Raw genomic sequence first — 25020 nt, forward strand, 5'->3', positions numbered from 1 at the left:
ATAAAATAAAAAGAAAATAAACTAACTAAATATATGGGATTCGCTGACATTTTAACATCATTATTCGGAAATAAGTCTCAAAGAGACTTAAAAGAAATCAATCCGTATGTAGACCGTATCAAAGCTGTATATCCTTCTATTGAACGTCTGTCACACGATGAATTGCGTGCAAAGACAATGGAGATCAGACGAAAAGTTCAGGAATACGTAGCAGCAGAAAAGAATAAAATAGCAGAACTCAAAGCCAATATCGAATCACTGGATATTGATCAACGTGAGGATGTATGGGTAGAAGTAGATAAGCTGGAAAAAGAAATAACTGACAAGTATGAGAAAGTATTAGACGAAGTACTTCCCGAAGCTTTTTCTATAGTAAAAGAGACCGCTCGCCGTTTGACTGAGAATGAAGAGATTGTAGTTACAGCCACAGAGTTTGATAGAGAGCTGGCAGTAGATCATGATTTCGTGCGTATTGAGGAAGATAAAGCTATATATCAAAATCACTGGCAAGCAGGAGGTACAGAAATACAATGGAATATGATCCATTATGATGTACAGCTGTTTGGTGGTGTCGTGCTTCATAAAGGTAAAATCGCCGAAATGGCTACAGGGGAAGGTAAAACCCTGGTAGGTACTTTGCCTGTATTCCTTAATGCACTTACTGGTAATGGTGTGCATGTGGTTACGGTAAATGACTATCTGGCAAAACGTGACTCTGAGTGGATGGGACCAATTTACATGTTTAACGGACTTTCTGTAGATTGTATCGATAAACATCAGCCTAACTCAGAAGGCCGTCGTAAAGCATACCAAGCAGATATTACTTTCGGGACAAACAATGAGTTTGGTTTCGATTATCTACGAGACAATATGGCAATCAATCCGTCAGATCTTGTTCAACGCAAGCATAACTATGCGATTGTTGACGAGGTAGACTCCGTATTGATTGACGATGCTCGTACACCATTGATTATTTCCGGGCCTGTACCTAGGGGTGAACAACAGTTGTTTGAAGAATTTCGTCCACGTGTAGAGATTATCGTAAAAGCACAACGAGATCTTTGTACTAAATTACTAGCTGAAGCAAAAGCTAAAATGGCTTCCAGTGATAAGAAAGAGCAAGAAGAAGGATCGTTGTTGTTATATCGTTCATTCAAAGGGTTACCAAAGAACAAGCCTCTTATCAAGTTCCTTAGTGAGCCGGGTATAAAGGCATCTATGTTGAAGACTGAAGAGCATTATATGAGCGAACAAATGCGTAATATGCATATTGTTACAGATGATCTTTATTTCACTATAGATGAAAAAAATAACAGTATAGAGCTCACAGATAAAGGTATAGATTTGCTTACAGGTAATTCAGATGACCCTTTGTTCTTTGTTTTGCCTGATATCGGATCTTTATTATCTGACTTGGAAAATCAATCGCTTACTGACAGTCAAAAAGCAGAAAAGAAAGACGAGTTGATGCAAAACTATTCTATCAAGTCGGAACGAGTACATACAGTCAACCAGTTGCTAAAAGCTTATGCTTTATTCGATAGAGATGATGAGTATGTGGTTATCGATAATAAGGTAATGATTGTTGATGAGCAAACAGGACGTATTATGGATGGTCGTCGCTATTCGGACGGATTGCACCAAGCGATAGAGGCTAAAGAGCGTGTTAAAGTAGAAGCTGCAACACAGACATTTGCAACTATTACATTACAGAACTATTTCCGTATGTATCATAAGCTTTCGGGTATGACCGGTACAGCTGAGACGGAGGCAGGTGAGTTGTGGAACATCTACAAATTAGATGTGGTTGTAATTCCTACCAATAGACCGATCGCGCGTAAGGATATGAATGACCGTATATATAAAACAAAACGTGAAAAATATACAGCGGTTATACAAGAAATAGAAAAACTGGTAGGGGAAGGTCGTGCTGTACTTGTGGGTACAACATCTGTCGAAATCTCTGAGTTGCTGGGTAAGATGCTTACCATGCGTAAGATAAAGCATAATGTATTGAATGCTAAGTTGCACCAACGTGAAGCTGAAGTCATAGCTCTTGCCGGACAACCGGGAGCTGTTACTATCGCAACAAACATGGCCGGTCGTGGTACCGACATCAAGCTTGCACCAAGTGTGAAAGAAGCAGGAGGGTTGGCGATTATCGGTACAGAAAGACATGAGTCTCGTCGTGTTGACCGTCAGTTGAGAGGTCGTGCAGGACGTCAGGGTGACCCGGGTTCATCCGTATTCTACATCTCGTTAGAGGATGATTTGATGCGTTTGTTTGCATCGGAACGTATTGCCGGAATGATGGACCGTATGGGATTCAAAGAAGGAGAAATGCTTGAGCATAATATGCTTAGCAAGTCTGTAGAAAGAGCTCAGAAGAAAGTAGAAGAAAACAACTTTGGTATTCGTAAACGCTTGTTGGAATATGATGATGTAATGAATTCTCAACGTGAAGTTGTGTACAAACGTCGCCGTCATGCTCTTATGGGAGAACGTATTGGTATCGATATCGTGAATATGATATATGATACAGCTGTGAGTTTAACAGAGCAACATGCCGATAATCTCGATTATGAAGGATTGACGGTTGATATGCTACGTTTGTTTACGACAGAACCACCTGTTGATGAAGCGACATTCCGTTCTACCAAGCCTGATACATTGACCGATATGATATATGATAAGGCTATCCAGAACTTCAAACATAAGATGGATCGTTTAGCAGAAATTGCCAATCCGGTAATCAAACAGGTTTACGAAGAGCAAGGTGATAAGTTCGAGAACATTCTTATTCCTATCTCAGACGGAAGACGTGTTTATAATATCTCTTGTAATCTGAAAGAGGCATACGAAACACAATCTAAAGATGTGATCAAATCTTTTGAAAAATCAATAGTCCTTCATACAATCGATGAAGAATGGAAAGAACATCTTCGTGAAATGGACGATTTGCGCCAATCCGTTCAGAATGCCAGCTATGAACAAAAAGACCCATTATTGATTTATAAACTTGAGTCTTTCAATCTGTTTAAGAGCATGTTAAATAGTATAAATAGTAAAGCTGTAACTATTCTTATGCGTGGACAGATACCTGTTCGTGAACCGGAACAAGTACGTCAGGCAGAACCGGAACAAAAGACTGACTATAGCCGTTACCGTACCGAACGTAATGATATAGAAGATGGACAACAAAGAGTTTCGGCTCCGGGTCAAGGGCAAGCAGCTCAGGAACGACCAAGAGTGACAGCACCTATACAAGTAGACAAAAAGCCGGGGCGCAATGATCCTTGTTTTTGTGGCAGTGGGAAAAAGTATAAAAACTGTCATGGAAGAAATGAATAATAGGAAGTAAATACTTGATATATTTATAATAATGAAAAGCCCGACAAGTAAGTTTCTGTCGGGCTTTTTTTATGTTATTATGTTTTCTAATACAAACAAAATTTGTATCTTAGCATGTTTTTTAATTGTCAGAAAAACAAAGTGTAAATGTACTTTACAAATATTTGAAAATAAAAATTTTAACTTAAGATAATGGCAGAAACAGAGGACAGAATTATCAGGATCAATATTGAAGACGAAATGAAGTCGGCATATATCGACTATTCTATGTCAGTAATTGTATCCCGTGCATTACCCGATGTAAGAGATGGATTTAAGCCTGTTCACCGTCGTATCCTTTACGGTATGAGTGAGCTAGGTAATACGTCAAACAAACCGCACAAAAAATCCGCAAGGATTGTAGGGGAAGTGTTAGGTAAGTATCACCCACATGGAGACTCTTCTGTCTATTTTGCAATGGTGCGTATGGCTCAAGAATGGAGCATGCGTTACCTTTTGGTAGATGGGCAGGGTAATATGGGGAGTGTAGATGGTGATAGTCCCGCCGCCATGCGTTATACAGAGGCCAGGTTGAGTCGTTTGGCCGAAGAGATGCTAAAAGATATTGATAAGGAAACTGTTGATTTTCAATTAAACTTCGACGATACGTTACAAGAGCCGACAGTGCTTCCTACACGTATACCTAATTTGCTTATAAATGGAGCTTCGGGTATTGCTGTTGGGATGGCTACGAATATGGCTCCTCACAATATGACAGAGTCTATTGATGCTATTGTAGCATATATAGACGATAGAGATATCGATACCGATGGTTTGATGCAATATATCAAAGCGCCTGATTTTCCATCAGGAGGGTTTATATATGGTTATCAAGGAGTAAGAGATGCTTTTGAAACAGGGCGAGGACGTGTGGTTATGCGCGGTCGTGCCGAAATAGAGACAGAAGGTAATCATGAAAAAATAGTAATTACCGAAATTCCTTATCTGGTAAATAAAGCTGAATTAATCAAGCATATAGCTGACCTGGTCGGAGAAAAAAGGCTGGATGGTATCAGTAATGTTAATGACGAGTCTGACCGCCAAGGAATGCGTATCGTTGTAGATATCAAGCGTGATGCTAATGCGAATGTTGTGCTAAATAAATTGTATAAGCTTACAGCTCTACAATCTTCATTTAGTGTTAATAATATTGCTTTGGTAAAGGGACGTCCTAGAACGTTGAATCTTAAGGATATGATATCATTATTCGTTGAACACAGAATAGATGTTGTTATCCGCAGAACTACATACGATTTACGTAAGGCCGAAGAGCGTGCTCATATTCTGGAAGGATTAATTATTGCATCAGATAATATAGACGAAGTAATAGCTCTTATAAGGGCTTCTAAATCGCCTCAGGAAGCTATTGAAAGTTTGATGAATAGATTCAACCTGAGCGAGATACAGTCTCGTGCAATCGTTGAAATGCGTTTGCGTCAATTAACCGGACTTGAACAAGATAAACTTCGTAATGAATATGACGAAATACAGAAACTAATTGCTTACCTGAACGAAATCCTATCGAACGAAGATCTTCGGATGCAGGTAATCAAAGATGAACTGATAGAAATAAAGAATAAATATGGTGATGCTCGTCGTACAGAGATTGTATATGCATCTGAAGAACTCAACCCTGAAGATTTCTATGCAAATGATGAGATGATCATAACAGTATCTCATTTCGGATATATCAAACGTACACCTCTTACCGAGTTTCGTGCACAAAACAGAGGTGGAGTAGGAGCTAAAGGTTCTGAAACACGTGACGCAGATTTTATTGAACACATCTATCCGGCATCGATGCACAACTATATATTATTATTTACTCAAAAAGGTAAATGTTTTTGGTTGCGTGTATTTGATATTCCGGAAGGAACCAAGAATTCAAAAGGAAGGGCTATACAGAACTTGCTGAATATTGAATCGGACGATAAGGTTACGGCATTTATTCGTGTCAGAGGATTTAGTGATACTGATTACATTAATAGTCATTATCTTGTATTCTGTACAAAAGCAGGAGTTATCAAGAAAACCAGACTTGAAGCATATTCTCGTCCTCGCCAGAATGGGGTCAACGCAATTACTATTCGTGAAGATGACAGAGTGATTGAAGTCTTGATGACTGATGGTGACAGTGAAATTCTCATAGCAAATCGTAATGGACGAGCAATTCGTTTCCATGAATCAGATGTTCGTGAGATGGGGCGTACTGCTACCGGAGTAAGGGGTATGCGTATAGATGAAGATGGACAAGACGAAGTGATAGGAATGTTGGCTATGTCTAAAGAAGATCAGAAAACTCATACTATCATGGTGGTTTCAGAGCAGGGATATGGAAAACGTACTAATCTGAATGATAAAGACGAAGAAGGAAATGATCTTTTTGATGAAGATGGCAATATTATTCCTGTATATCGTATAACCAGTAGGGGAGGTAAGGGTGTTAAAACATTGAACATTACAGATAAGACCGGTAAGCTCGTTTCTATAAATAGTGTTACTGATGATAACGATTTAATGATAATTAACAAGTCTGGTATTACAATTCGTCTAAAAGTTTCAGATATTCGCACTATGGGACGTGCTACACAGGGCGTTAGACTCATAAATTTAGGAAAACGAAATGATGAAATAGCATCTGTTTGTAAGGTCGATTCCGAAGATGAAGAAGATATTGAACTTGCCGAAATAGAGTTGGATGAAGATACCCAGAATAACTCAACCCTGGATGAAAATGAGGAAATAAATAACTGATATATGAACTAAAAAAATAATTATGAAGCGAAGTTTATTATTAATAACATTATGCATATTTGCAGGATTCTCTTTTGCCCAGAAAAAAGCTGTGAAAGATGCAAAATCCGCAATGAAGAACGTTGATGAAGCAAGAGAATTAATCAAACCCGCACTCACTAATCCTGAAACTGTGAATGATCCTGAAACATGGAAAATAGCAGGTGATATCGAGTACAAAGCGTTTGATGATGAACGAACTTTAGAAATGCAAAAAGAGATCACCGGTAAAGGAGGGAATGAAGAAAAGATGTATATTGGACTTTACAATATGTATGATCCATATATCAAAGCTGATGAACTAGGTCAGATACCAAATGAAAAAGGACAGGTAAAGAACAAGTTCAGAAAGGATATTGTTAAAAATATGAGAGATGGACACAGGTTCTATATTAATGGAGGTGTGTACTATAACGAGAAGAGAGACTTTAAGAGAGCAACTGACTTTTTTGAAAGATACTGGGAGCTTCCTTCTTTAGCTATGTTTGAAGATACAAAAGGTGACTTCAATACACAAGATAGTGTTTATCAGACTATCAAATATTATGCTGTTATTAGCTCTATCCAATCGGCTGATCATGACCGTTCTATCAAACTATTGAAGAAAATTATTGCTGAACCTTACGTTCAGAACAGTACTTATAAGGAAAGTGATGCATATGAACTCTTAGCTAGTGAATACCAACAAGTAAATGATAGTCTTGCGTTTGTGCAAGTATTGAATGATGGTGCTAAGAAATTTCCTGGTAATAAATATTTCACACCAAACTTGATCAATGAGTTCATTAGAGGAGGCAAGACGGCAGAAGCTATGGCTTATTTGGATCAAGCGATTGCTAACGATCCAAGCAATACTTGTGAATTGATAGGTGTAAAAGCATCATTGTATGCTGAGCAAAAAAATTATGCAAGTGCAGAACCTGCATATCTACAAGCTATCGCTGCTGATGCTAACTGTGAGAAAGCCCTTGAAGGCTTAGGCGTGTTGTATATACTTCAGGCTCAGGATGTAAAAGAAAAAGCTGGTCAAACAAATAGTAGAAGTGAACAAGCACAGTTAGATAAGCAAACTGCAGACTTTTACCAGAAATCTTTACCATATCTTGAAAAATATAGAGATTTGTTGAAAGCCAGAGGTGCTGATTTTGATTTAGATATCAAACCTGCATTAATGAAATTACAAAATGTATATTACAACTTGAGTTTATTAAATATAGATAAATCAGCTGAATATGAAGCAGTTCAAAAAGAGCTAGGTATATCAGATAAGCAATAATATTTATACTATAAATAATAATAAGCGTCCGGAACTTTTTAGTTCCGGACGCTTTTGTTTTATCATATGTTTAAATAAGGTGAAACTTTATTGCTTCTTGTTAATATTGAGGCTGTTTATCACTTTTATTGTGGATAGTTTTTTGTAAATTTGTTAGAAGCGAACTTTAAATAGGTAAAGACATGAAAGAAGATAAATTAGTAACAATAGCCATACATACTCCTCAGAAAGCTTATATATTAAAGCAGGTTTTGGAAGAAAGGGGTATTAACACACATCTTGTGAATGTTTCGCAAAATGCTGACGACACAAGCCTAGGGTTGGCCGTACGTGTAGATAAAGAAGATTTAATGAATGCCATATCTGTAATTGAAAATAAAAAACTATTCAGATATGATGATGAGAAGATATCTAAAATAGATGACGGACGAAAACGCATTCTAGTCGCTGTAGACTTTTCCAGTTACTCAATAAAGGCTTGTCATGCAGCATTTACCATAGCGCAACAAACGAATGCTAAAGTGAAAATACTACATGTATATCGGGTACATTTTCCAATTACATTTCCATTTGCTGATAATTTAAACAAAGATGATGAAAGTGATGTACTAAGTGTAGCTAGACGGAGAATGCTTGATTTTTGTAATGAAATAGATGAGAAAATTACACAAAAAGAATTTCCTCCTATAAATTATTCATATTCGTTACGTGAAGGACTCATTAGTGAAGAGATAGAAAACTTTGTAGAAGAATATAAACCATTCTTACTTGTTTTAGGTACTAAAGGTTTAAGTAACAATAAGAGGAATGTAGTAGGGAATGTAACGGCTGATATAATTGAGATGACCAATGTGCCTGTGATGGCTATTCCGGAGAACTTTACGATTGAAAATACTCTTGATTTTCAGAATATAGCTTTTCTTACAAACTTTCAGAAAAGGGATCTGGACGCTTTTGATTTCTTAGTTAATATATTGAAGCCTTATCCTAATGTAAGAATAACGCTTACCCATGTAAATGTAATAAACAAAAAAGATGAGAAATGGTCTGAGGCTGAGCTTGCTGAAATGAAGAAATATTTTATCGATAAATATCCGGAACTGAATGTTAGCTATCAACTCATCGATGGTCCAAACATGGCGGATTCTATCAATGAATTTATCAAAAAAGAAAACATTAATATAGTTATGCTAAATACTAAACGACGGAATCTTTTTGGTCGGATCTTTTTACCTAGTATATCTAGAAAGGTTTTAATAAATTCTGACGTTGCCCTTATTATCTTTAGATAGAATCTTAAAAATAGCATAGCGAATGATAGCCAAATTTAAAACGCTATCATTTGTTATATAATTACTATTATGTTTAATTGTGTATTTAAAATCTATTATTACAAACTCAAGTTATATCGCCTCTCTCTTTTTTAGTTATCTTTGATTATAATTCTAGATTTTATAAAAATCTATTCACTAGTAGCATTCAAAAATAGAATTTATGGATCATATTGAGAACGATGAACAATTTCAAGGATTAAGTGTAAATAAAGGCACTTCAGAGCAACCGACTATTAATCCTTATCTAAATAGCTTCAAGAAATTTAAACGCAAAACGTATTCTGTGTCTGAATATGTTGATGGTATTCGCAAGGGAAATATATCTATTCTTGGACAGGCAGTTACACTTATTGAAAGTTCTAAACCAGAACATCAGGCTATAGCACAAGAAGTTATAGAAAAATGTTTGCCATATACAGGCGATTCTGTTCGAATTGGTATTACAGGTGTACCCGGAGCCGGAAAAAGTACTTCTATTGATGCATTTGGAATGCATATTCTGAAAAAAAATAATAAACTAGCCGTTCTTGCTATAGATCCATCAAGTGAATTGACTAAAGGAAGTATACTTGGAGATAAGACTCGTATGGAACGTTTGTCTGTTGAAAAAAATGCGTTTATACGCCCCTCCCCTTCTGCCGGATCTTTAGGTGGTGTAGCTCGCAAGACGAGAGAAACGATTATACTCTGTGAAGCTGCTGGATTTGACCGTATTATAATAGAAACAGTTGGTGTTGGGCAGTCTGAAACCGCAGTACACTCTATGGTCGATTTCTTTTTACTTATACAATTAGCCGGAACCGGAGATGAATTGCAAGGTATCAAGCGTGGTATAATGGAGATGGCCGACGGAATTGTTATAAACAAGGCTGATGGTAATAATATAGAGAAGTCTCGTTTAGCACAGTCCCATTTTAAGAATGCTTTACACCTATTTCCTCTTCCGGAATCAGGATGGGTGCCTAAAGTCTTGACTTATTCCGGATATTATGAGATAGGTATAGATGAAGTGTGGAATATGATTGATGAATATATTGCATTTGTCAAAGAAAATGGTTATTTTGAGCATAAACGTAACGATCAATCTCGCTATTGGATGTATGAAACGATTAACGAACGGTTAAAGAATAATTTTTATAACAATGCTGTCATACAAAAGGAATTAAGGATATGTGAAGAACAAGTAATTAATTCCCAGATAAGCTCATTTGCTGCTGCTAATAAAGTCTTAGATATTTATCAGAAGATATCTAAATGATAAGGAAACGTATATTATTGCAGATTTATAACCGAATATTTTCTTAGAAATCATTATATTTGTACACTTTAATAGAAATAATTTCATTGTTGAATTAACATTAATATAAATCATGGAGAAACCATATGCTATTGGGATTGATATTGGTGGAACCAATTCTGTTTTTGGTGTTGTAGACAAACGTGGACACATCATTAATCAGGGTTCTATCAAAACTGGTGCTTATAAAGAAATCAACGAATATGTAACAAATCTCTCAGCCGGAGTTCAAGAAATTATAGATCAGGTTGGAGGATCAAGCAATATTAAAGGTATTGGAGTTGGAGCTCCAAACGGAAATTACTTTACAGGTTGTATCGAATTTGCACCTAATCTTCCATGGAAAGGTGTTATTCCATTGGCTCAGATGCTGACAGACAAACTAAATGTACCTGTGGCATTAACCAATGACGCGAATGCAGCGGCTATAGGTGAAATGACTTATGGAGCAGCTCGTGGAATGAAAGATTTTATTGTTATTACACTAGGTACAGGCGTTGGTAGTGGTATCGTAGTAAATGGGCAGTTGGTATATGGCCACGATGGATTTGCAGGCGAACTAGGCCATACTACAATTCAACGTAATGGACGTATGTGTGGTTGTGGTAAGAAAGGTTGCCTTGAAACATATAGTTCTGCTACCGGTGTAGCACGCACAGCGAGAGAGTTTCTTGAAACAAGAAAAGATCCAAGTTTATTAAGAGAACTTGATCCGAACGAAATAACATCAAAAGATGTGTATGATGCTGCTGTGAAAGGTGATGTTTTGGCAAAAGAAATTTTTGAGTTTACCGGTCAGATGCTTGGAGAGGCATTTGCAGACTTTGTAGCATTTTCTAGTCCCGAAGCGATTATACTATTTGGAGGATTAACCAAATCAAGCAAATTTATTTTTGATCCTGTGCGCAAGCATATGGAAGAAAATATGTTGCCTATATTCCGTAACAAAATTAAACTTTTAATGTCTGAGCTTAAAGAAAGCGATGCTGCCGTACTTGGTGCAAGTGCTTTAGGTTGGGAAGTAAAAGACTATTAAAAAGTTCTATAAATAGAAAGTATATATGTAGCAGTAGATTTTTTTCTACTGCTATTTTTTTATCAGTAATTTAGTATAGTTGAATAGAGATTGATAATAAACTTTTTATAATAAACTAGTGTTTTACTTTAATATGAACTTTTAAAACACAACAAAATGGGAAAATTTGAAATTTCGAAGAGAAAAAATGGTGAATTCCAGTTTAATCTTAAAGCAGGCAATGGACAAGTTATATTAAGTAGTGAAGGATACACAAAAAAAGAAAACTGCAAAAATGGCATTGAATCTGTAAGAAAAAATAGCCAGGTTGAATCTCGGTTTGAGAAACTAGAATCAAAAAATGGTAAACCATATTTTAATCTAAAAGCTACGAATGGGCAGATTATAGGAACGAGCGAATTATACGAAAGTGTAGCTAGCCGCGATAACGGTATTGCATCTGTTGTTAAAAACGCACCTGATGCTGAAGTTGTAGATCTGAGTGCAGAGTAAAGATAAGCCCCCTACCCTCTTTTTAGAAAAAAAAATGCCATGCAAAGATATTTTCTTTGCATGGTACATTTTCTGTGTTTAATAGTGCGATTTCTAGTTATTCTTCTTCGCTGTAAGCAATTTCTCCATGTTGAGATATGTCAAGTCCGGTAGACTCGTCATCTTTGCTTACCCTCAGTCCAATAGTTTTATTAACAATAAAGAATAGTATGAATGTTAGAACAGCACTGTATACAACTGAAGCTCCAGTTGCAACAACCTGTATCCATAATTGATTCCAATCTCCGTATAATGCTCCTTGAACGCCCTCCGGGCCGGTGATAGCTCGTGTGGCAAATACCCCGGTAAGTATAGATCCAACTATACCACCGATACCGTGTACACCAAAAGCATCTAAAGAATCGTCGTATTTAAGTTTTGGTTTTACATAAGCAACCATAAAGAAACATACTAAAGCAGAAATTCCTCCTATGGCAAAAGCTCCGAGCACATCAGCAGTTCCTGCTGCGGGAGTTATTGCTACAAGCCCTGCAACAGCACCTGTACAAAATCCTACAATAGTTGGCTTTTTATAAAGAATCCATTCTAGGGCCATCCATATCACAGCGGCGGCAGATGTAGCTAAATGAGTTACAAGGAATGCATTCGCCGCCAAGCCGTCAGCTGCAAGTCCACTACCAGCATTAAATCCAAACCATCCGAGCCATAGTAGAGATGTACCTATGAATACAAATGGGATGTTATGCGGTGTAAAAGGATGACCTATTGTTCTGTATCCTTTTCGGCGTCCTAACATGATAGCCATAACAAGAGCAGATATACCGGCATTGATATGTACCACAGTTCCTCCGGCAAAGTCAATGGCACCCATTTTCATTAGCCATCCACCGCCCCATACCCAGTGAGCCATTGGGTTGTAAACGATGATTGACCATAGGATGATAAAAACCACATAACCCGAAAACTTGATTCTTTCAGCAAAGGCACCAATAATCAAAGCCGGAGTGATAACTGCAAACATACACTGGAATAAGGCAAACAAAATCTCAGGAATGCCAACTCCGCTCATATATGTGTCTAATTTTATACCATGTAAAAATGCCTTATCAAATCCTCCGATAATTTGACCTAGAGGACTGCCGGAATCCATAAAGCTAGTACCAAATACCCAACTGTAGCCAAAAGCTACCCAGATAATACTAATTATACCGGTAGCCATAAGGCACTGCATAAGGATGCTCAAAATATTTTTTTGACGAACAAGACCTCCATAGAATAATGCTAACCCTGGAATTGTCATCATCATAACAAGCACAGTAGCTACTATAATCCATGCAGTATTCCCTGAATTTAAAACTGTAGGTTCTTCCGTAGCTGCTGCAACAGCTTCTACGGGAATAGCCGTTGTTGTTTTTAAAGAGTCAGCAACAGTTGTAATAGAATCCTGTGCCCATACAGCTGTGGGTAAAACCATAGCTATAAACAATATAATAGTGACGTATTTGAATAATCGATGTTTCATATTTTTATTTTTTACCTAAAGCTTTTTAACCTAATCTTTATTTACTCTCTTCATCCTCTTCATCCTTGTCGTACAAGGCTTCGTCACCATGGTCTCCGGTGCGTATACGGATTGATTGTTCTATTGCCGATACGAATATTCTACCATCTCCGCTTTCGCCTGTAAAAGCTGAACCTAAAATGGCATTAATTGATTTTTCTACATTTATATTTCTCACAACAAAAGCGATATAGATACGTTCTATTGTATTTACATCATATGCTATACCTCTGAATATTAAACCTTGACGGGCACTTCCCTGTCCATTGACTTCCCACCATGACAAAAAGTCGATATCTGCTTCATGTAATGCTCGGCGGACTTCATTAAATTTTGATTTGCGAACGATTGCTTCAATTTTTTTCATATAAAAAATGATAAAGTGTTTTATTTATAATAAGGAGGTTCTTACTTAAAAGACATACCAAATACAAAATGTATATCTTCAAGATTTGGGTTGCAGATGATATGCCCAAATATTGGTAAAGAAAATGAGTCTGTAACTTTTAAACTTTTGGATGCTTTTAAAGATATAGAAGTGAAATTGAATCCATTTGTTCCATAAACAGCACTTTCCCAAGGTGTGAATCCTGTTGATATTCCCATGTCTACTCCCGCAACAGAGAATGGATAAGCTAATTCGATGTAAGTAGAATAAGAATTTTTACCATCTTCTTTCTTATTTCCTTTGCCTAATAGGAATGTATTCCATGTAACATTCAAAGGGAATGATTCGGGCAGTGTATAGCCTAATGATGTTTCTAAATAATGTCCATTGTTACTTCCGTGAGGACTACTCAAATATCGATACTGACCTTCTCCATCCCACCAGTAATCTGTAACAGCAATTTTAAATCCGCTATTTTCGTATGCGGCAGTAAAGTCTACTTCTTTTTTACCATTTTCGCTAGTAAAATCTGTAGAAGCCCATGCACCTAGTGAAAATCCATTTACACTAGCACTTAATGTTGGTTGAAAACTGGCTCCGGCTTGCTTATAACCGCGCCATACATAGGAACTTACTAAATCGGCTCCGAAATCAATATTAACTGATTGCGATTTTACGGATAAAGTAGAGAGGAAAGCAAATAATACTATAGCCAGACAACCTTTTTTACCTAAAATTAGAGTTTCCATAATCAAAATATTTAAAGATATTAAAATTCATCTTTATTATTCATTTTGATTAGATATATGGGTTATGAGTTTCTTTTTGATTTATTTGTTTGCAAAAATATGACAAAATATTTTATAAATCAAAATAAAGTATAAAATATTTCAAAAAATATTTAGTGAAGTCATAAATTTGGTAGAGATCAATATTGTAAATGTTGTTTCTGTTGCTACTTTTTTAAGTATCAATTCTCGTAAACTTTTTTTTTATTTATATTTTTCCATTTAAATTTTCATAGAATACTTAAGCCGATAATTTTTCTTTATTTTTAATCCTTTGAGACACAATGATGTTAAATTTTATTCTAAAAAATCTTTGTAAATCTATTGCAGGATTCAAATCCTTATCCTATCTTTGCATCGCATTTGAGAGGAAATGCTGCTAATAAAAAAGCAAAAATAAAATGGTGTGGTAGTTCAGTTGGTTAGAATACCTGCCTGTCACGCAGGGGGTCGCGGGTTCGAGTCCCGTCCATACCGCCAAAGTTAAAGCCAATAGGCGAAAAAAGTTAGTTAAATCCTACAATATCAATATATTGTGGGATTTTTCTTTTTATCCATATAGCCAGAAAAAGACATTAAGCAGGCATCGAACGCCTTAATTCGTTCCCCAAAGTGTTCACCCTAAGCGGAAAAAGTGTTCACCCTAAATTGTCTTTAATTGGCAGTGTATCAGTCGTTTTTGGAAGTGCAAGATTTACTCATTCGAGAAACAATAATGTTTTATTTGTAATTTAAAATGAGTAGTTATGAAAAGTACATTCAATGTTATTTATTACATCCGTCGAGACAAACTTAAAAAGGACGGAACAGCACCTATCTTTTGCCGGATTACAATCTCTCAGGAGAAGGTCAGTTTTAATATAAAAGCTGCAATAAATACAGGTATTTGGGAATCAAGTACAGGCAGAGCAATCGGAAAGAGTCGAGAAGCTTTAGGTATCAATAAGATTATAGATTCTTATACCAGCCTTATCAATGAAAAATACAATGAGATATTTGATCGTGATGGGATTGTTTCTGCAGAAGGCTTGAAAAACAGTATTCTTGGTATCTCCTCGTCTCCTAACGACATACCAATCTATCTTTTGGAAGTCTATCGTCAGCACAATGAAGATATGGAAAAACTGGTCGGTAAAAAATTCTCTCCGGCTATCCTGCAAAAATACAAATGTGTTTATAAAAAGCTTCAGACATTCTTAAAATTCAAATATAATCTGTCTGATATTAAACTGAAAGATATTAAACACAGTTTCTTAACGGATTTTGAAACTTATCTTAGAATTGAAGGGAATTGCCAGACCAATACAATCGGGCGCAACATGAGGCTTCTGAAGAAGATTATCAATATAGCAAAGAACAATGGTTGGATCATCGCAGACCCTTATGCGAATTATAAAATCCATTTCGAGAAGGTTGACAGAGGATATCTGACCGAAGAAGAGATAAAGGCGATTATTGAGAAAGACTTCTCTATTGGTCGGATCGAAAAGGTAAGGGATATATTTATATTTTCCTGTTTCACCGGACTTTCATATGCAGACATATACGAATTAACGTATGACGATATAAAGCCTCATTTTGATGATAATTTATGGATTATGAAGAAGCGTGTTAAAACAAATACCGATATAACCGTTCCTTTAATGGATATACCACTTTCTATAATCGAGAGATATAGAGGAAAACAAAAGAACAACAAAGTTCTTCCGACAATGTGCAATCAGAAGATGAACTCTTATCTCAAAGAAATTGCCGATTTGTGCGGTATTGAGAAGCATCTCACCTATCACATGAGCCGTCATACATTTGCAACGACATTTTTATCGTTGGGTATTCCGATCGAGTCTGTATCGAAAATGCTGGGGCATACAAAAATCCAGACAACGCAAATATATGCCCGGATAACTAATAACAAGATAGCCAATGAAATGAATGCTATTGCTGGAAAACTAAAAACTTACGAATCAAAAAATGCTATTGTTTAATCTAGTTGAGTTTATGGAAACAGGATATATAAAGTTTACAGATATAGATACTGACAGACCAATCATTGAAGTAAAAATAGTAGATGGTACGGTCTGGATGACAGTAAATGATATGGCTGATCTGTTTGGCATATATACACCTACAATCAATAAGCATCTCAAAGTTATATTCAAAGAAGGCTTATTGAGAGAACCGGATGTGACAAAAGAATACCGGTATACCCGAAATGAGAAAGAAGAATATATTTGTACCTATTATAATCTAGAGGTTATTATTTTCTTAAGTTTCCGTATTCAATCCCTATATACCAAAGCTTTTCTGAAATGGGTATTCAATGTTTTTTGTGAATACGGTAGAGTAAAGGCTAAATCTGAAATGATCATAATGTTCAATGCCAACATAGGAAAATCATCATTTAAAACTTTGAATTGATATGGAATTACAGATTATTCAAAATAAGATATTTGAGGTTCGTGGTTTACGGGTAATGATCGATTTTCATTTGGCAGAACTCTATCAGGTTGAAACCCGAGCTTTAAAACAAGCTGTCCGAAGAAATATAGAGCGTTTTCCCGAAGACTTTATGTTTGAATTGACGAAGGAAGAAGCTATGGAGTTGATAAACATGGGGGTATCACAGTTTGTGATACCCTCGAGTTATAATGTCGGAGCAACTAAGATATTTGCATTCACAGAACAGGGAGTATCTATGCTTTCGTCTGTATTACGAAGTAAAATTGCTATTGAAATCAATATTTCAATTATGCGGGCATTTGTAGTTTTACGCCAATATGTTTTAGGCTATGCAGAGCTTAATCAAAAGTTAGAAACATTTATGCTAGAAACGAATATGCAGTTTAATGAGATATATCAGGCTTTGACTGAATTAGCGAGTACCAGAGAACAGGATGATAAACCTCGAAAGCGTGTGGGATATATACAAAATGAAGAAGAGGAGCTATAGCTCCTCTTTCTTATTTTTTAGACTCTTCGATAGATACCTTACGAAATTCTTTCAAAGCTTTTTCTATTTCCAAAGACACTTTTCTTGCACGTTGTCCGGCTGCTTTATTCCCATTTTCTACCTGAGTGTTTGCATCTTTTGAAAAGTCAGCAAACAATTGACTTAAATTCTCTACTAAATTTTTCATCACTATCATATTTTAAATTCGAACTGCAAAGATAGATCTCTTATTGAACTTCCCTGTAAAATTCAGCGATATATTCTTCCATAAATGAATGCCGGTTTGCAGCTATCAGTTTAGCGGATTCAGTATTCATTAGATCCTTTAGTTTAAATAATTTATTATAAAAGTGTTGAATACTTGAATTCTCTTTCTCTTTCTCTTTTTCATCAGGGCTATATAGAATACGATTCTTACTACCGCCATATGCAAAACAGCGAGCAATACCAATTGCTCCGATAGCATCCAAACGGTCTGCATCTTGTACTATCTCGGCTTCAATTGAAGATGGCTTATTCCCTTTACTGAAAGAAACCTGAGAAACAATCTCGACAACTCTGTCTATAATTGATTGTTCAATGGCCAATGATCTAAGAAAAGCACCGATTAACTCCTCAGACTTATCTACACCGTCGTGAAGTTTGTGATCTCCTAGATCATGCAACCAAGCTGCCAGTTCAACCAGAAAGCTATCTGCATGTTCTGTTCTCAATATCTTTTTGGAATTAATTACCACTCGTTCTATATGATAGTAATCATGCCCTGTTCCATCTTTGAGAAAAGTTTCTTTTATATATTCCTGAGTTTTTATCAGAATATCTTTATTCTCCATCCTTTTACTTATTGAAAAATATCCATAATCGTAAATTCGCACTCTTTGGCTTGGTGCTTATTAATCAGAGGAACAAGCCGTCTGAAATGCTTTGTCTGGCAATGCCTGTCTAATGCCTCATGATCGGGCCATTCTTCAATGAAGATGAAATGAGTTTTATCGTCCTGATCTATATAAAGATTATATTCAATACAATCCTTTTCCAATTTAGTCTTAGCAACTAATTCAGCATAAAGAGGTTTTACTATTTCCAGGTACTCTTCTTTAATAAAATCCTCGGCTATAACTTTTATCATTGTTTGAATTATTATTTCCAGATACTTATTTCTCTCTACAAATATACAGAATCAAGCAGATAAAAGAGTAAGTATATTCTCCGCTTTTATGTATAATCAAGCTGTAAAAAAATATATTGATTATTTTTTAGCATTTGCTAACTTTGTTAAAATAGTATTCTATATCTTTATGCTTGGAATCAGCTAATTGTGTAATTATCTATGAAATCACGCTTTAATAAAATTCTGAAAGGCATCTTTCTGACTTCTCTAACATCTATTGTAGCAACTACAAATACCGAAGCTTCTAACTATGATATCAGTAAACTGAATTTGGATAATGGCAAAAAAGAACCGGAAATAAGTCCTAAAAAAGATAATTCTCAGAAATTCGTATTGAAATTTCAAAATGATAATTCTTATCTGATTGCGGGGCATAGAAGTCATAGATCACATTCTTCACATAGGTCGCATTCTTCACACCGATCAAGTAGTTCGACTTATTCGGGAGGCTCCAGTCGGTCTTCTTCGTCGTCATCCTATTATTATACTCCATCTACAGGTTCATCTTCCGGAACATCCAATACAAAATCGTCAAGTAGTAAATCTACAGGCAGTGGTAATTCGTCTACCACAAATGGAACATCTTCAACTTCAACAAAGAAGACAACATCGACAACTGCTGTGGGGGAAAAACTTAATTTGGGCGATAGAATCTTAAAAAAAGGAATGACCGGAACAGATGTTACACAACTGAAGAATATCTTAATTGATAAAAAATACCTGTCAGGATCTTTTGCAAAAGGAACTACTTTATTTGATAATGAAATAGAAAAAGCAGTTATTGCTTTTCAAAATAAGATAGGAATCGATGCAGACGGTATTGTAGATACACAAACTGTTTATTTTCTGAAAAAATAAGATGACTGATTTTAGACAAATAACAGAGAATACAGTACATTTTTCAGTTGATACTCTGATTTACAATGATACAGTTATATCAAAAGTATTGTATTGGCTATCGGATCTATACCTCATAAACCGTAATATTTCAACCGATACCATTCAATCTATTGAACTCAGGAAGAAAGACGGAATTTTTACTCAAGAGGAAGTTGATCAGCTAGATAGAAAAATCAATCAGGACTTTATCGATTACAAAGTTCGGGATATTGTCGGACAAGAGACAAGGAATATTCGAGATATTCTTTATGTCAAGGCTTTTGCTAATAATGATGAGTTTGAAGATTATATGTTAACCGGAGAATAATGTATTACTTATTACCTTTTCGATTTGACCGCATTGATAATAATGAGATTCTTGTTAATGAAGTTGGAGATTTTCTGATTACTCCTCTTGGTACAGCTAAAAGAATTGCACACAAAGAAATTGGAACGAACGAGGAACTGTATAAAGATCTTATTTCTTCTTTTTTTATCAGTGAAACACCAATACCATACCTAATAGATAATCTTGCAGCCCGACTAAGAACAAAAAAATCTTTCTTAGATCATTTTGCATCCTTACATATATTTGTATTGACCTTGCGATGCAATCAAAATTGCATTTATTGTCAGGCATCCAGTAAAGAGTGCTACGGTTCATTATATGACATGAGCAAAGACACAATGCTAAAATCCATTGATCTGATGTTTAAATCGCCTTCGCCTTCAATAACTATGGAGTTTCAAGGCGGAGAACCTTCTTTGATGGCTGATTTATTGCTTTTCGCAATATCAGCTACACAAGAAAAGAATGTCATTTACCAGAAAGAGATTACTTATGTTTTGTGTACTAATAGTGTAAATCTGACTGACGAAGTTTTATCTATTTGTGAAACATACAAAATCCTGATATCGACATCTCTTGATGGTCCGGAGGAACTACATAATCACAATAGAGGAAAGATTGACAGTTACTCCCGTGTCGTAAAAGGAATTGAGAAAGCCCGAAATATTTTAGGTATAGATAGAGTATCAGCTCTAATGACAGCTTCGGAAGAATCAGTGAATCATCCCGAAGAAATTATTGACGCATATATAGACAATGGTTTTCATAGTATATTCTTAAGAGCCTTAAACCCTTATGGTATGGCTTCCCAATATGCAGATTGGAATGAATATTATGACCGGTTCATTCTTTTTTACAAGAAGGCATTGGATTACATTTTAGAACTGAATAAAAACGGAACTTACTTTATAGAAGAATTCACAGCTTTAATTTTGAGGAAGATATTGACTCCTTTTTCTATCGGTTTTGTAGACCTTCAATCTCCTGCCGGAATTATCAATAGTGTGATTGTATATAACTATGACGGTTATGTGTATGCTTCAGATGAATCCCGGATGTTGACTGAACATGGAGACAATACTTTTCGGCTTGGACATGTCAATGATCCTTACGAGAATATATTCTATGGAAGAAAGGCTCAGGAGATAGCTTTAATCTGGGCAAACGAAACTATTGCAGGCTGCTCGGAATGTGTTTATCAATCTTATTGCGGAGCCGATCCTGTAAGAAACCATTCAACACAAGGTGATATGTATGGTTTTAGACCAACGTCATCCTTCTGCAAGAAACATAAGCAAATAATACAACATATCTTTTCATTACTAATAAACAGAGAAGAGGAGGTATTACCTATATTCAAACGGTGGATTAACAATAGTGTCGGATGATTAAAATTGAATTAGATATTAACTCCAACGACAACTCCCTTTTTGTTACAGCACAATGTAATAATAGGTGCCTGATGTGCTCACAGCCTCCGCTAAACAGGAATGATATAGACTTATTATTCGAACGTAATTTGGCGATTATTGAGTCTGCTCCTTCTGAATTAGCTGATATTGGAATAACAGGAGGAGAACCTACATTATTAGCTGACAAACTCTTTCTGTTAATAGATAAAGTAAAAGAGAAACTACCCGAAGCCCAAATACATATACTATCCAATGGGCGAGCTTTTTCAAATAGAGACTATGTGAAGAAACTTGCATCTGTTGGTAATGATAGATTATTATTGGGAATTCCTCTACATTCCGACTACTTGCATGATCATGATTATATTGCACAAGCGATAGGATCATATAATGAGACAGTAAAAGGATTATATAATCTGGCTGAATTTAATATCCGAATAGAACTCCGTATTGTTATCAATAAAATAAATTATCCACGTCTACCGCAGCTATCGAATTTTATATACAAGAATCTGCCCTTTGTTACTCATATCTCTTTTATGGGATTAGAAGATACTGGCTACAGCATAAAAAATCACGAACGAGTTTGGATAGACCCAATTGATTTTCAAGATCAACTAGAGATAGCTGTAATTAGTCTTGCAACATGGGGATTGGATGTCTCAATTTTCAATCTGCCTCTTTGCTCTTTACCCTCATCATTACATGAGTTTGCCCGCAAATCAATTTCTGATTGGAAAGTAAAATATCTAGAGGAATGTAGTCTTTGTTCAGTGAAGCCTGAGTGTTGTGGGTTATTTGCTACATCTAAAGGGGAATATAAGGTTACACCTTTTTTATAGGATATACCTTAATTAGCCAATAAATATAACTAAACATTAATTTCGATTATATCATTAAGATTAGTTGTGAATCGCTTTGAAAGATGTTCTTGACGGATGTTCTTACTATAACCGTTTCCTTCAATAGCAAGTTTTATAGAGTCACGTCCATTCTTTTTATTTATCTCATCCAAAGTCTGGTTTAATCGCTGTTGCTTATCGCGATCTTTTTCATCAAAGAGATCCCGCAGGGCATATTCTTCGGGGGTAATATCAATCAATACAACTCCAGCCCTTTTATATTCCAGATTCGGCAAATAAATAGAATCCAAAGCCTGACGGCAGTAACCGATAATCTCGGCTGTATCCGATGTGTAAAATGACAAAGGAACAACTTTTGAGGGTTTATATACATCCTCTTCGAATCTATCAGTTTGCACGAAAATATAAACACCTTTGGTTACAGTTTTCTGTTTCCTCAATTTAGCTACACTCAGAGAGGCTAATGCAGCGATAGACTCCAGTAGATTGTTGTATTCAGTAATTGGCTGCCCGAAACTTCGGGAAGTACATATCTGTTGTTTCTTAGCCGACAGTTCGTCTTTTTCAATACAGGGAATGCCTTGTAATTCGAGCCAGGTACGTTCCCCGATTACAGTCATCTTATCTCTGACCCATGATCGAGTCTTTTGTGTTAAATCATAGGCAGTTTTTACTCCTTGATATTCAAGCATCTTTGTGTGGCGACGCCCTATGCCCCAAACATCACTTATAGGTGTTTTTTGTAATGCCTTGATACGCTTCTCTTCGCTGTCAATAATACATACATTGTTATAGGCCTTGTATTTCTTTGCAAAATGATTAGCTATTTTCCCCAAAGTCTTTGTTGGAGCAACACCGATTGACACAGAAATGCCTGTATTCTTTGTGACTGTCCGAATGATACGCTTGCTATAATTGGCAATATCCTCTATTCCGTGAAGATGCAGAAAAGCTTCGTCAACAGAATATATTTCCATGTCAGGAACAAGCTTGGATAAAGTTTTCATTACCCGATCAGACATGTCTCCATAAAGAGTAAAATTTGTAGAATATACTGCAACTTTATATTGTTTGACGAGCTCTCTTATTTGAAAAAATGGTACTCCCATTTTGATACCTAATGCTTTGGCTTCATTGCTACGTGATATAACACAACCATCGTTGTTGCTGAGTACAACAACAGGACGATTGTTCAATGCCGGGTTGAAAACCCGTTCACATGAAACAAAGAAGTTATTACAGTCGATCAGGGCGTACATTAATCAAAATACAATATTCCGTTATGTTCATATTTTACATTTTCACTTGAAATAACCTCTCTTTTGAATTTTTCACCACAATGCCTACAGACATGTTTTATATGATTCAATTCTCCCATTTGGCTTTTTCCACATAGTGGGCAAAGTATAAATCCCCACTTATATCCTGTTAACCTACTTCTAAAGTCAGCTTTCGCATATGACCTCCATGTGATTATCTGCGAAGTTTCATTTATTACATTTTCTATATACTGTAAAAAATCGGACGTGTAATTTTCTTGATTTTCATACTTCGCCAACTCTTCATGAATTTCATTTGAGCCAAATCTAATAACAATCCAACCTGCCGCCTGAAAGTTTACGTCCTTTTTTCTGTCTTTATTACTATGTTTTTGTCTATGAGAACGAATTCCATCACATTCAATTGCGATCTTTATTGGATTATTTAACACACCTCCATAAATAGCAAAATCTACTTCATATTCTATTCCAGGACTTCCCATATTATATACATCTGGTATAAGAACCATTTCATTCGGCTTGACAAAATAATTCTTCGTGTCATTAGGATATTGATTCAATATCAGATAAAACGCTTTTTCTAAATCAGAATATTTATCGTTATTTATATAATTGTCAATTATCTCGAATATATTTTCTGAATATGTCTCACTATATTCAGAATAATCATCCTCTATCCTAACACGTAGACGATTTATTAAAGTTTTTATATCCATATTAAGCAAACTACCTCTGTTTTTTTATTGAGTAAGTTACAATACCCCAGATAAGGAAATCATTATCTTCTGTTATTTTGATAGGGTTATAGCTGTCATTAGCAGGTATAAGCCAAACAATATCTTTTTCTATTTTAATATATTTAATCGTGAATTCACCATCGACAAAGCAGACTGCCATATCTCCGTTTCGCGGCTCCAGCGATTTATCAATAATCAATATATCTCCATCGTAAACACCCGCATCTTGCATACTATCTCCACGAACACGACCATAGAATGTACTGGCAGGATGACGTACCAACTCTTTATTCAAGTCAATAGCCAAATCCATAAAATCCTGTGCCGGACTTGGGAATCCAGCTTTGATTCCACCATCAGCTATAGGCAGTGATAATTCAGTATTTACTTCTGCACGAAATATTTCAAGAGCTTTCTTATCCATCAAAACAAAAGTACATAAAGCTACAGAGATAATGCGAATTCAGAATCTTAATTAATATATCGATATTATAGAATTTCTCTTCCGTTTCTCCTTTTATAACTGCTCCTCTTTCTGCGGAGTCATCACTTGATCGATCTTTCTGTTCATCGGGCAAAGGTATGAACGGCTTTTAGTCCTGCATATTCTTACGCCTATCGGTTTTCAAATAAATCTTCCTCTTTCCTTTCAGGCGAGCGTATTTATCTGAAAAAATATGCCTGTCTAAAAGCCTATACCTGTTTGTTGCCCTTGAAACAAAAAACGACCGACCTGACGGATGACGCATGAAAAAAAAAGTCGCAGTTATGAGAAACGAAAGAAAAATATTGAAACAAAACTCCCTCACCTCTGGAATCATCATAAAATTGGGTTTAGGGATAGCAGTTGTGGCTCTGTGTATGTGGATAGTGACACAAGTGAGCATAAACACTTCTGTTATTACAGGATTTATCGGTGGTTATCTGATTATCTGTCTTGTATTTAACTCTTTATCAAGATGATACTCTCAATTATAGCCTTTATCATCCTTATCTCCATTTTCTTATTTCTAATCTTTTAAAC

At 35.8% G+C, this 25020-nt stretch carries 24 protein-coding genes and 1 tRNA gene; 16 read left to right on the forward strand and 9 right to left on the reverse strand.

All coding sequences use genetic code 11. The features are described from left to right. Window positions 1-33: 33 nt before the first annotated feature. The 7 genes from secA to E4T88_RS13020 all read left to right on the forward strand — a co-directional run bounded on the left by secA (window position 34) and on the right by E4T88_RS13020 (window position 11618). The gene (secA, locus tag E4T88_RS12990) at window positions 34-3351 is read left to right on the forward strand and encodes a preprotein translocase subunit SecA (protein WP_135106098.1); all 3318 of its coding nucleotides are present in this window, start codon (window positions 34-36) and stop codon (window positions 3349-3351) included. A 192-nt stretch (window positions 3352-3543) separates the two neighbouring features. Then, the gene (gene gyrA, locus E4T88_RS12995; protein WP_135106100.1) at window positions 3544-6144 is read left to right on the forward strand and encodes a DNA gyrase subunit A; all 2601 of its coding nucleotides are present in this window, start codon (window positions 3544-3546) and stop codon (window positions 6142-6144) included. Window positions 6145-6166: 22 nt separating this feature from the next. Continuing rightward, window positions 6167-7459: a tetratricopeptide repeat protein gene (locus E4T88_RS13000; RefSeq protein ID WP_135106101.1), complete on the forward strand. Its 1293-nt coding sequence runs from the start codon at window positions 6167-6169 to the stop codon at window positions 7457-7459. Between the two features lie 182 nt (window positions 7460-7641). Further along, window positions 7642-8751: a universal stress protein gene (locus tag E4T88_RS13005; protein WP_135106103.1), complete on the forward strand. Its 1110-nt coding sequence runs from the start codon at window positions 7642-7644 to the stop codon at window positions 8749-8751. A 202-nt stretch (window positions 8752-8953) separates the two neighbouring features. Then, window positions 8954-10051, forward strand: coding sequence for a methylmalonyl Co-A mutase-associated GTPase MeaB (meaB, locus tag E4T88_RS13010; RefSeq protein ID WP_135106105.1), 1098 nt, complete (start codon window positions 8954-8956; stop codon window positions 10049-10051). Window positions 10052-10163: 112 nt separating this feature from the next. Further along, window positions 10164-11126 (forward strand): ROK family protein, encoded by a 963-nt coding sequence (locus tag E4T88_RS13015; RefSeq protein WP_135106107.1) that lies wholly within the window; start codon window positions 10164-10166, stop codon window positions 11124-11126. 156 nt (window positions 11127-11282) lie between these two features. Beyond that, window positions 11283-11618, forward strand: coding sequence for a YegP family protein (locus E4T88_RS13020; protein ID WP_006843962.1), 336 nt, complete (start codon window positions 11283-11285; stop codon window positions 11616-11618). A 97-nt stretch (window positions 11619-11715) separates the two neighbouring features. On the opposite strand, the gene E4T88_RS13025 is transcribed toward E4T88_RS13020, so the two are convergent. Genes E4T88_RS13025 through E4T88_RS13035 form a run of 3 tightly spaced genes read right to left on the reverse strand, consistent with a single transcriptional unit; the run spans window position 11716 to window position 14316 of the window. Continuing rightward, window positions 11716-13140 carry an ammonium transporter gene (locus tag E4T88_RS13025; RefSeq protein ID WP_135106109.1) on the reverse strand — a complete coding sequence of 475 codons (1425 nt, stop codon included), beginning with the start codon at window positions 13138-13140 and terminating at the stop codon, window positions 11716-11718. Between the two features lie 37 nt (window positions 13141-13177). Continuing rightward, on the reverse strand, window positions 13178-13546 hold the full coding sequence (locus E4T88_RS13030) for a P-II family nitrogen regulator (protein WP_135106111.1): 369 nt from the start codon (window positions 13544-13546) through the stop codon (window positions 13178-13180). Window positions 13547-13587: 41 nt separating this feature from the next. Next, complete coding sequence (locus tag E4T88_RS13035) at window positions 13588-14316, reverse strand: TorF family putative porin (protein ID WP_135106113.1); 729 nt, start codon at window positions 14314-14316, stop codon at window positions 13588-13590. 442 nt (window positions 14317-14758) lie between these two features. Here E4T88_RS13035 and E4T88_RS13040 point away from each other — a divergent pair. The 4 genes from E4T88_RS13040 (at window position 14759) to E4T88_RS13055 (ending at window position 17305) form a co-directional block, all read left to right on the forward strand. After that, window positions 14759-14835 (forward strand) — tRNA-Asp (locus E4T88_RS13040). 266 nt (window positions 14836-15101) lie between these two features. Next, entirely contained in the window at window positions 15102-16340 is a 1239-nt protein-coding gene (locus E4T88_RS13045) for a site-specific integrase (protein ID WP_135106115.1), read from the forward strand. Between the two features lie 13 nt (window positions 16341-16353). Further along, window positions 16354-16773: a virulence RhuM family protein gene (locus tag E4T88_RS13050; RefSeq protein WP_135106117.1), complete on the forward strand. Its 420-nt coding sequence runs from the start codon at window positions 16354-16356 to the stop codon at window positions 16771-16773. A 1-nt stretch (window position 16774) separates the two neighbouring features. Further along, the gene (locus E4T88_RS13055; RefSeq protein WP_135106119.1) at window positions 16775-17305 is read left to right on the forward strand and encodes an ORF6N domain-containing protein; all 531 of its coding nucleotides are present in this window, start codon (window positions 16775-16777) and stop codon (window positions 17303-17305) included. Between the two features lie 10 nt (window positions 17306-17315). Here the strand turns inward: E4T88_RS13055 and E4T88_RS13060 are convergent, their stop codons facing one another. The 3 genes from E4T88_RS13060 to E4T88_RS13070 are packed head-to-tail and all read right to left on the reverse strand — an operon-like array spanning window position 17316 to window position 18434. Further along, window positions 17316-17492 (reverse strand): BF3379 family histone-like protein, encoded by a 177-nt coding sequence (locus E4T88_RS13060; RefSeq protein WP_006842770.1) that lies wholly within the window; start codon window positions 17490-17492, stop codon window positions 17316-17318. Between the two features lie 40 nt (window positions 17493-17532). Beyond that, window positions 17533-18138 (reverse strand): HD domain-containing protein, encoded by a 606-nt coding sequence (locus tag E4T88_RS13065; protein ID WP_135106121.1) that lies wholly within the window; start codon window positions 18136-18138, stop codon window positions 17533-17535. An 8-nt stretch (window positions 18139-18146) separates the two neighbouring features. Continuing rightward, a complete protein-coding gene (locus tag E4T88_RS13070; RefSeq protein ID WP_135106123.1) occupies window positions 18147-18434 on the reverse strand; it encodes a putative quinol monooxygenase in 288 nt (95 codons plus the stop codon). A gap of 201 nt (window positions 18435-18635) precedes the next feature. Here E4T88_RS13070 and hxsA2 point away from each other — a divergent pair, with 201 nt between their 5' ends. The 4 genes from hxsA2 to hxsC are packed head-to-tail and all read left to right on the forward strand — an operon-like array spanning window position 18636 to window position 21958. Beyond that, entirely contained in the window at window positions 18636-19334 is a 699-nt protein-coding gene (hxsA2, locus tag E4T88_RS13075; RefSeq protein ID WP_135106125.1) for a His-Xaa-Ser repeat protein HxsA2, read from the forward strand. Between the two features lies 1 nt (window position 19335). Continuing rightward, window positions 19336-19683 (forward strand): His-Xaa-Ser system protein HxsD, encoded by a 348-nt coding sequence (gene hxsD, locus E4T88_RS13080; protein WP_135106127.1) that lies wholly within the window; start codon window positions 19336-19338, stop codon window positions 19681-19683. After that, on the forward strand, window positions 19683-21092 hold the full coding sequence (gene hxsB / locus E4T88_RS13085; RefSeq protein ID WP_135106129.1) for a His-Xaa-Ser system radical SAM maturase HxsB: 1410 nt from the start codon (window positions 19683-19685) through the stop codon (window positions 21090-21092). The genes hxsD and hxsB overlap by 1 nt, the downstream gene beginning before the upstream one ends. Next, window positions 21089-21958: a His-Xaa-Ser system radical SAM maturase HxsC gene (hxsC, locus tag E4T88_RS13090; protein ID WP_135106131.1), complete on the forward strand. Its 870-nt coding sequence runs from the start codon at window positions 21089-21091 to the stop codon at window positions 21956-21958. The genes hxsB and hxsC overlap by 4 nt, the downstream gene beginning before the upstream one ends. Before the next feature lie 29 nt (window positions 21959-21987). On the opposite strand, the gene E4T88_RS13095 is transcribed toward hxsC, so the two are convergent. The 3 genes from E4T88_RS13095 to E4T88_RS13105 are packed head-to-tail and all read right to left on the reverse strand — an operon-like array spanning window position 21988 to window position 24420. Next, complete coding sequence (locus E4T88_RS13095; RefSeq protein ID WP_135106133.1) at window positions 21988-23238, reverse strand: Y-family DNA polymerase; 1251 nt, start codon at window positions 23236-23238, stop codon at window positions 21988-21990. Further along, window positions 23238-23975 carry a DUF559 domain-containing protein gene (locus tag E4T88_RS13100; protein WP_135106135.1) on the reverse strand — a complete coding sequence of 246 codons (738 nt, stop codon included), beginning with the start codon at window positions 23973-23975 and terminating at the stop codon, window positions 23238-23240. Before E4T88_RS13100 ends, E4T88_RS13095 begins: the two co-directional genes overlap by 1 nt. Window positions 23976-23985: 10 nt before the next feature. Then, the gene (locus tag E4T88_RS13105) at window positions 23986-24420 is read right to left on the reverse strand and encodes a LexA family protein (RefSeq protein WP_135106137.1); all 435 of its coding nucleotides are present in this window, start codon (window positions 24418-24420) and stop codon (window positions 23986-23988) included. A 344-nt stretch (window positions 24421-24764) separates the two neighbouring features. Between E4T88_RS13105 and E4T88_RS13110 the strand changes: the two genes are divergently transcribed. Beyond that, window positions 24765-24959, forward strand: a complete 195-nt coding sequence (locus tag E4T88_RS13110; protein WP_228093916.1) for a hypothetical protein — start codon at window positions 24765-24767, stop codon at window positions 24957-24959. The last annotated feature ends 61 nt before the right edge of the window (window positions 24960-25020 follow it).

This window comes from Dysgonomonas mossii, from assembly GCF_004569505.1.
Classification (GTDB): Bacteria; Bacteroidota; Bacteroidia; order Bacteroidales; family Dysgonomonadaceae; genus Dysgonomonas.

Excerpts from the sequence above, each read along its gene's own strand:
- E4T88_RS13070 (WP_135106123.1), bottom strand. The coding sequence starts at position 18,434 with ATGATAAAAGTTATAGCCGAGGATTTTATTAAAGAAGAGTACCTGGAA.
- hxsA2 (WP_135106125.1), top strand. The coding sequence starts at position 18,636 with ATGAAATCACGCTTTAATAAAATTCTGAAAGGCATCTTTCTGACTTCT.
- E4T88_RS13000 (WP_135106101.1), top strand. The coding sequence starts at position 6,167 with ATGAAGCGAAGTTTATTATTAATAACATTATGCATATTTGCAGGATTC.
- E4T88_RS13110 (WP_228093916.1), top strand. The coding sequence starts at position 24,765 with ATGAGAAACGAAAGAAAAATATTGAAACAAAACTCCCTCACCTCTGGA.
- E4T88_RS13005 (WP_135106103.1), top strand. The coding sequence starts at position 7,642 with ATGAAAGAAGATAAATTAGTAACAATAGCCATACATACTCCTCAGAAA.
- E4T88_RS13035 (WP_135106113.1), bottom strand. The coding sequence starts at position 14,316 with ATGGAAACTCTAATTTTAGGTAAAAAAGGTTGTCTGGCTATAGTATTA.
- E4T88_RS13030 (WP_135106111.1), bottom strand. The coding sequence starts at position 13,546 with ATGAAAAAAATTGAAGCAATCGTTCGCAAATCAAAATTTAATGAAGTC.
- E4T88_RS13060 (WP_006842770.1), bottom strand. The coding sequence starts at position 17,492 with ATGAAAAATTTAGTAGAGAATTTAAGTCAATTGTTTGCTGACTTTTCA.
- E4T88_RS13100 (WP_135106135.1), bottom strand. The coding sequence starts at position 23,975 with ATGGATATAAAAACTTTAATAAATCGTCTACGTGTTAGGATAGAGGAT.
- gyrA (WP_135106100.1), top strand. The coding sequence starts at position 3,544 with ATGGCAGAAACAGAGGACAGAATTATCAGGATCAATATTGAAGACGAA.
- secA (WP_135106098.1), top strand. The coding sequence starts at position 34 with ATGGGATTCGCTGACATTTTAACATCATTATTCGGAAATAAGTCTCAA.
- E4T88_RS13015 (WP_135106107.1), top strand. The coding sequence starts at position 10,164 with ATGGAGAAACCATATGCTATTGGGATTGATATTGGTGGAACCAATTCT.
- E4T88_RS13045 (WP_135106115.1), top strand. The coding sequence starts at position 15,102 with ATGAAAAGTACATTCAATGTTATTTATTACATCCGTCGAGACAAACTT.
- hxsD (WP_135106127.1), top strand. The coding sequence starts at position 19,336 with ATGACTGATTTTAGACAAATAACAGAGAATACAGTACATTTTTCAGTT.
- E4T88_RS13055 (WP_135106119.1), top strand. The coding sequence starts at position 16,775 with ATGGAATTACAGATTATTCAAAATAAGATATTTGAGGTTCGTGGTTTA.
- meaB (WP_135106105.1), top strand. The coding sequence starts at position 8,954 with ATGGATCATATTGAGAACGATGAACAATTTCAAGGATTAAGTGTAAAT.
- E4T88_RS13095 (WP_135106133.1), bottom strand. The coding sequence starts at position 23,238 with ATGTACGCCCTGATCGACTGTAATAACTTCTTTGTTTCATGTGAACGG.
- hxsB (WP_135106129.1), top strand. The coding sequence starts at position 19,683 with ATGTATTACTTATTACCTTTTCGATTTGACCGCATTGATAATAATGAG.
- E4T88_RS13065 (WP_135106121.1), bottom strand. The coding sequence starts at position 18,138 with ATGGAGAATAAAGATATTCTGATAAAAACTCAGGAATATATAAAAGAA.
- E4T88_RS13050 (WP_135106117.1), top strand. The coding sequence starts at position 16,354 with ATGGAAACAGGATATATAAAGTTTACAGATATAGATACTGACAGACCA.
- E4T88_RS13020 (WP_006843962.1), top strand. The coding sequence starts at position 11,283 with ATGGGAAAATTTGAAATTTCGAAGAGAAAAAATGGTGAATTCCAGTTT.
- E4T88_RS13025 (WP_135106109.1), bottom strand. The coding sequence starts at position 13,140 with ATGAAACATCGATTATTCAAATACGTCACTATTATATTGTTTATAGCT.
- E4T88_RS13105 (WP_135106137.1), bottom strand. The coding sequence starts at position 24,420 with ATGGATAAGAAAGCTCTTGAAATATTTCGTGCAGAAGTAAATACTGAA.
- hxsC (WP_135106131.1), top strand. The coding sequence starts at position 21,089 with ATGATTAAAATTGAATTAGATATTAACTCCAACGACAACTCCCTTTTT.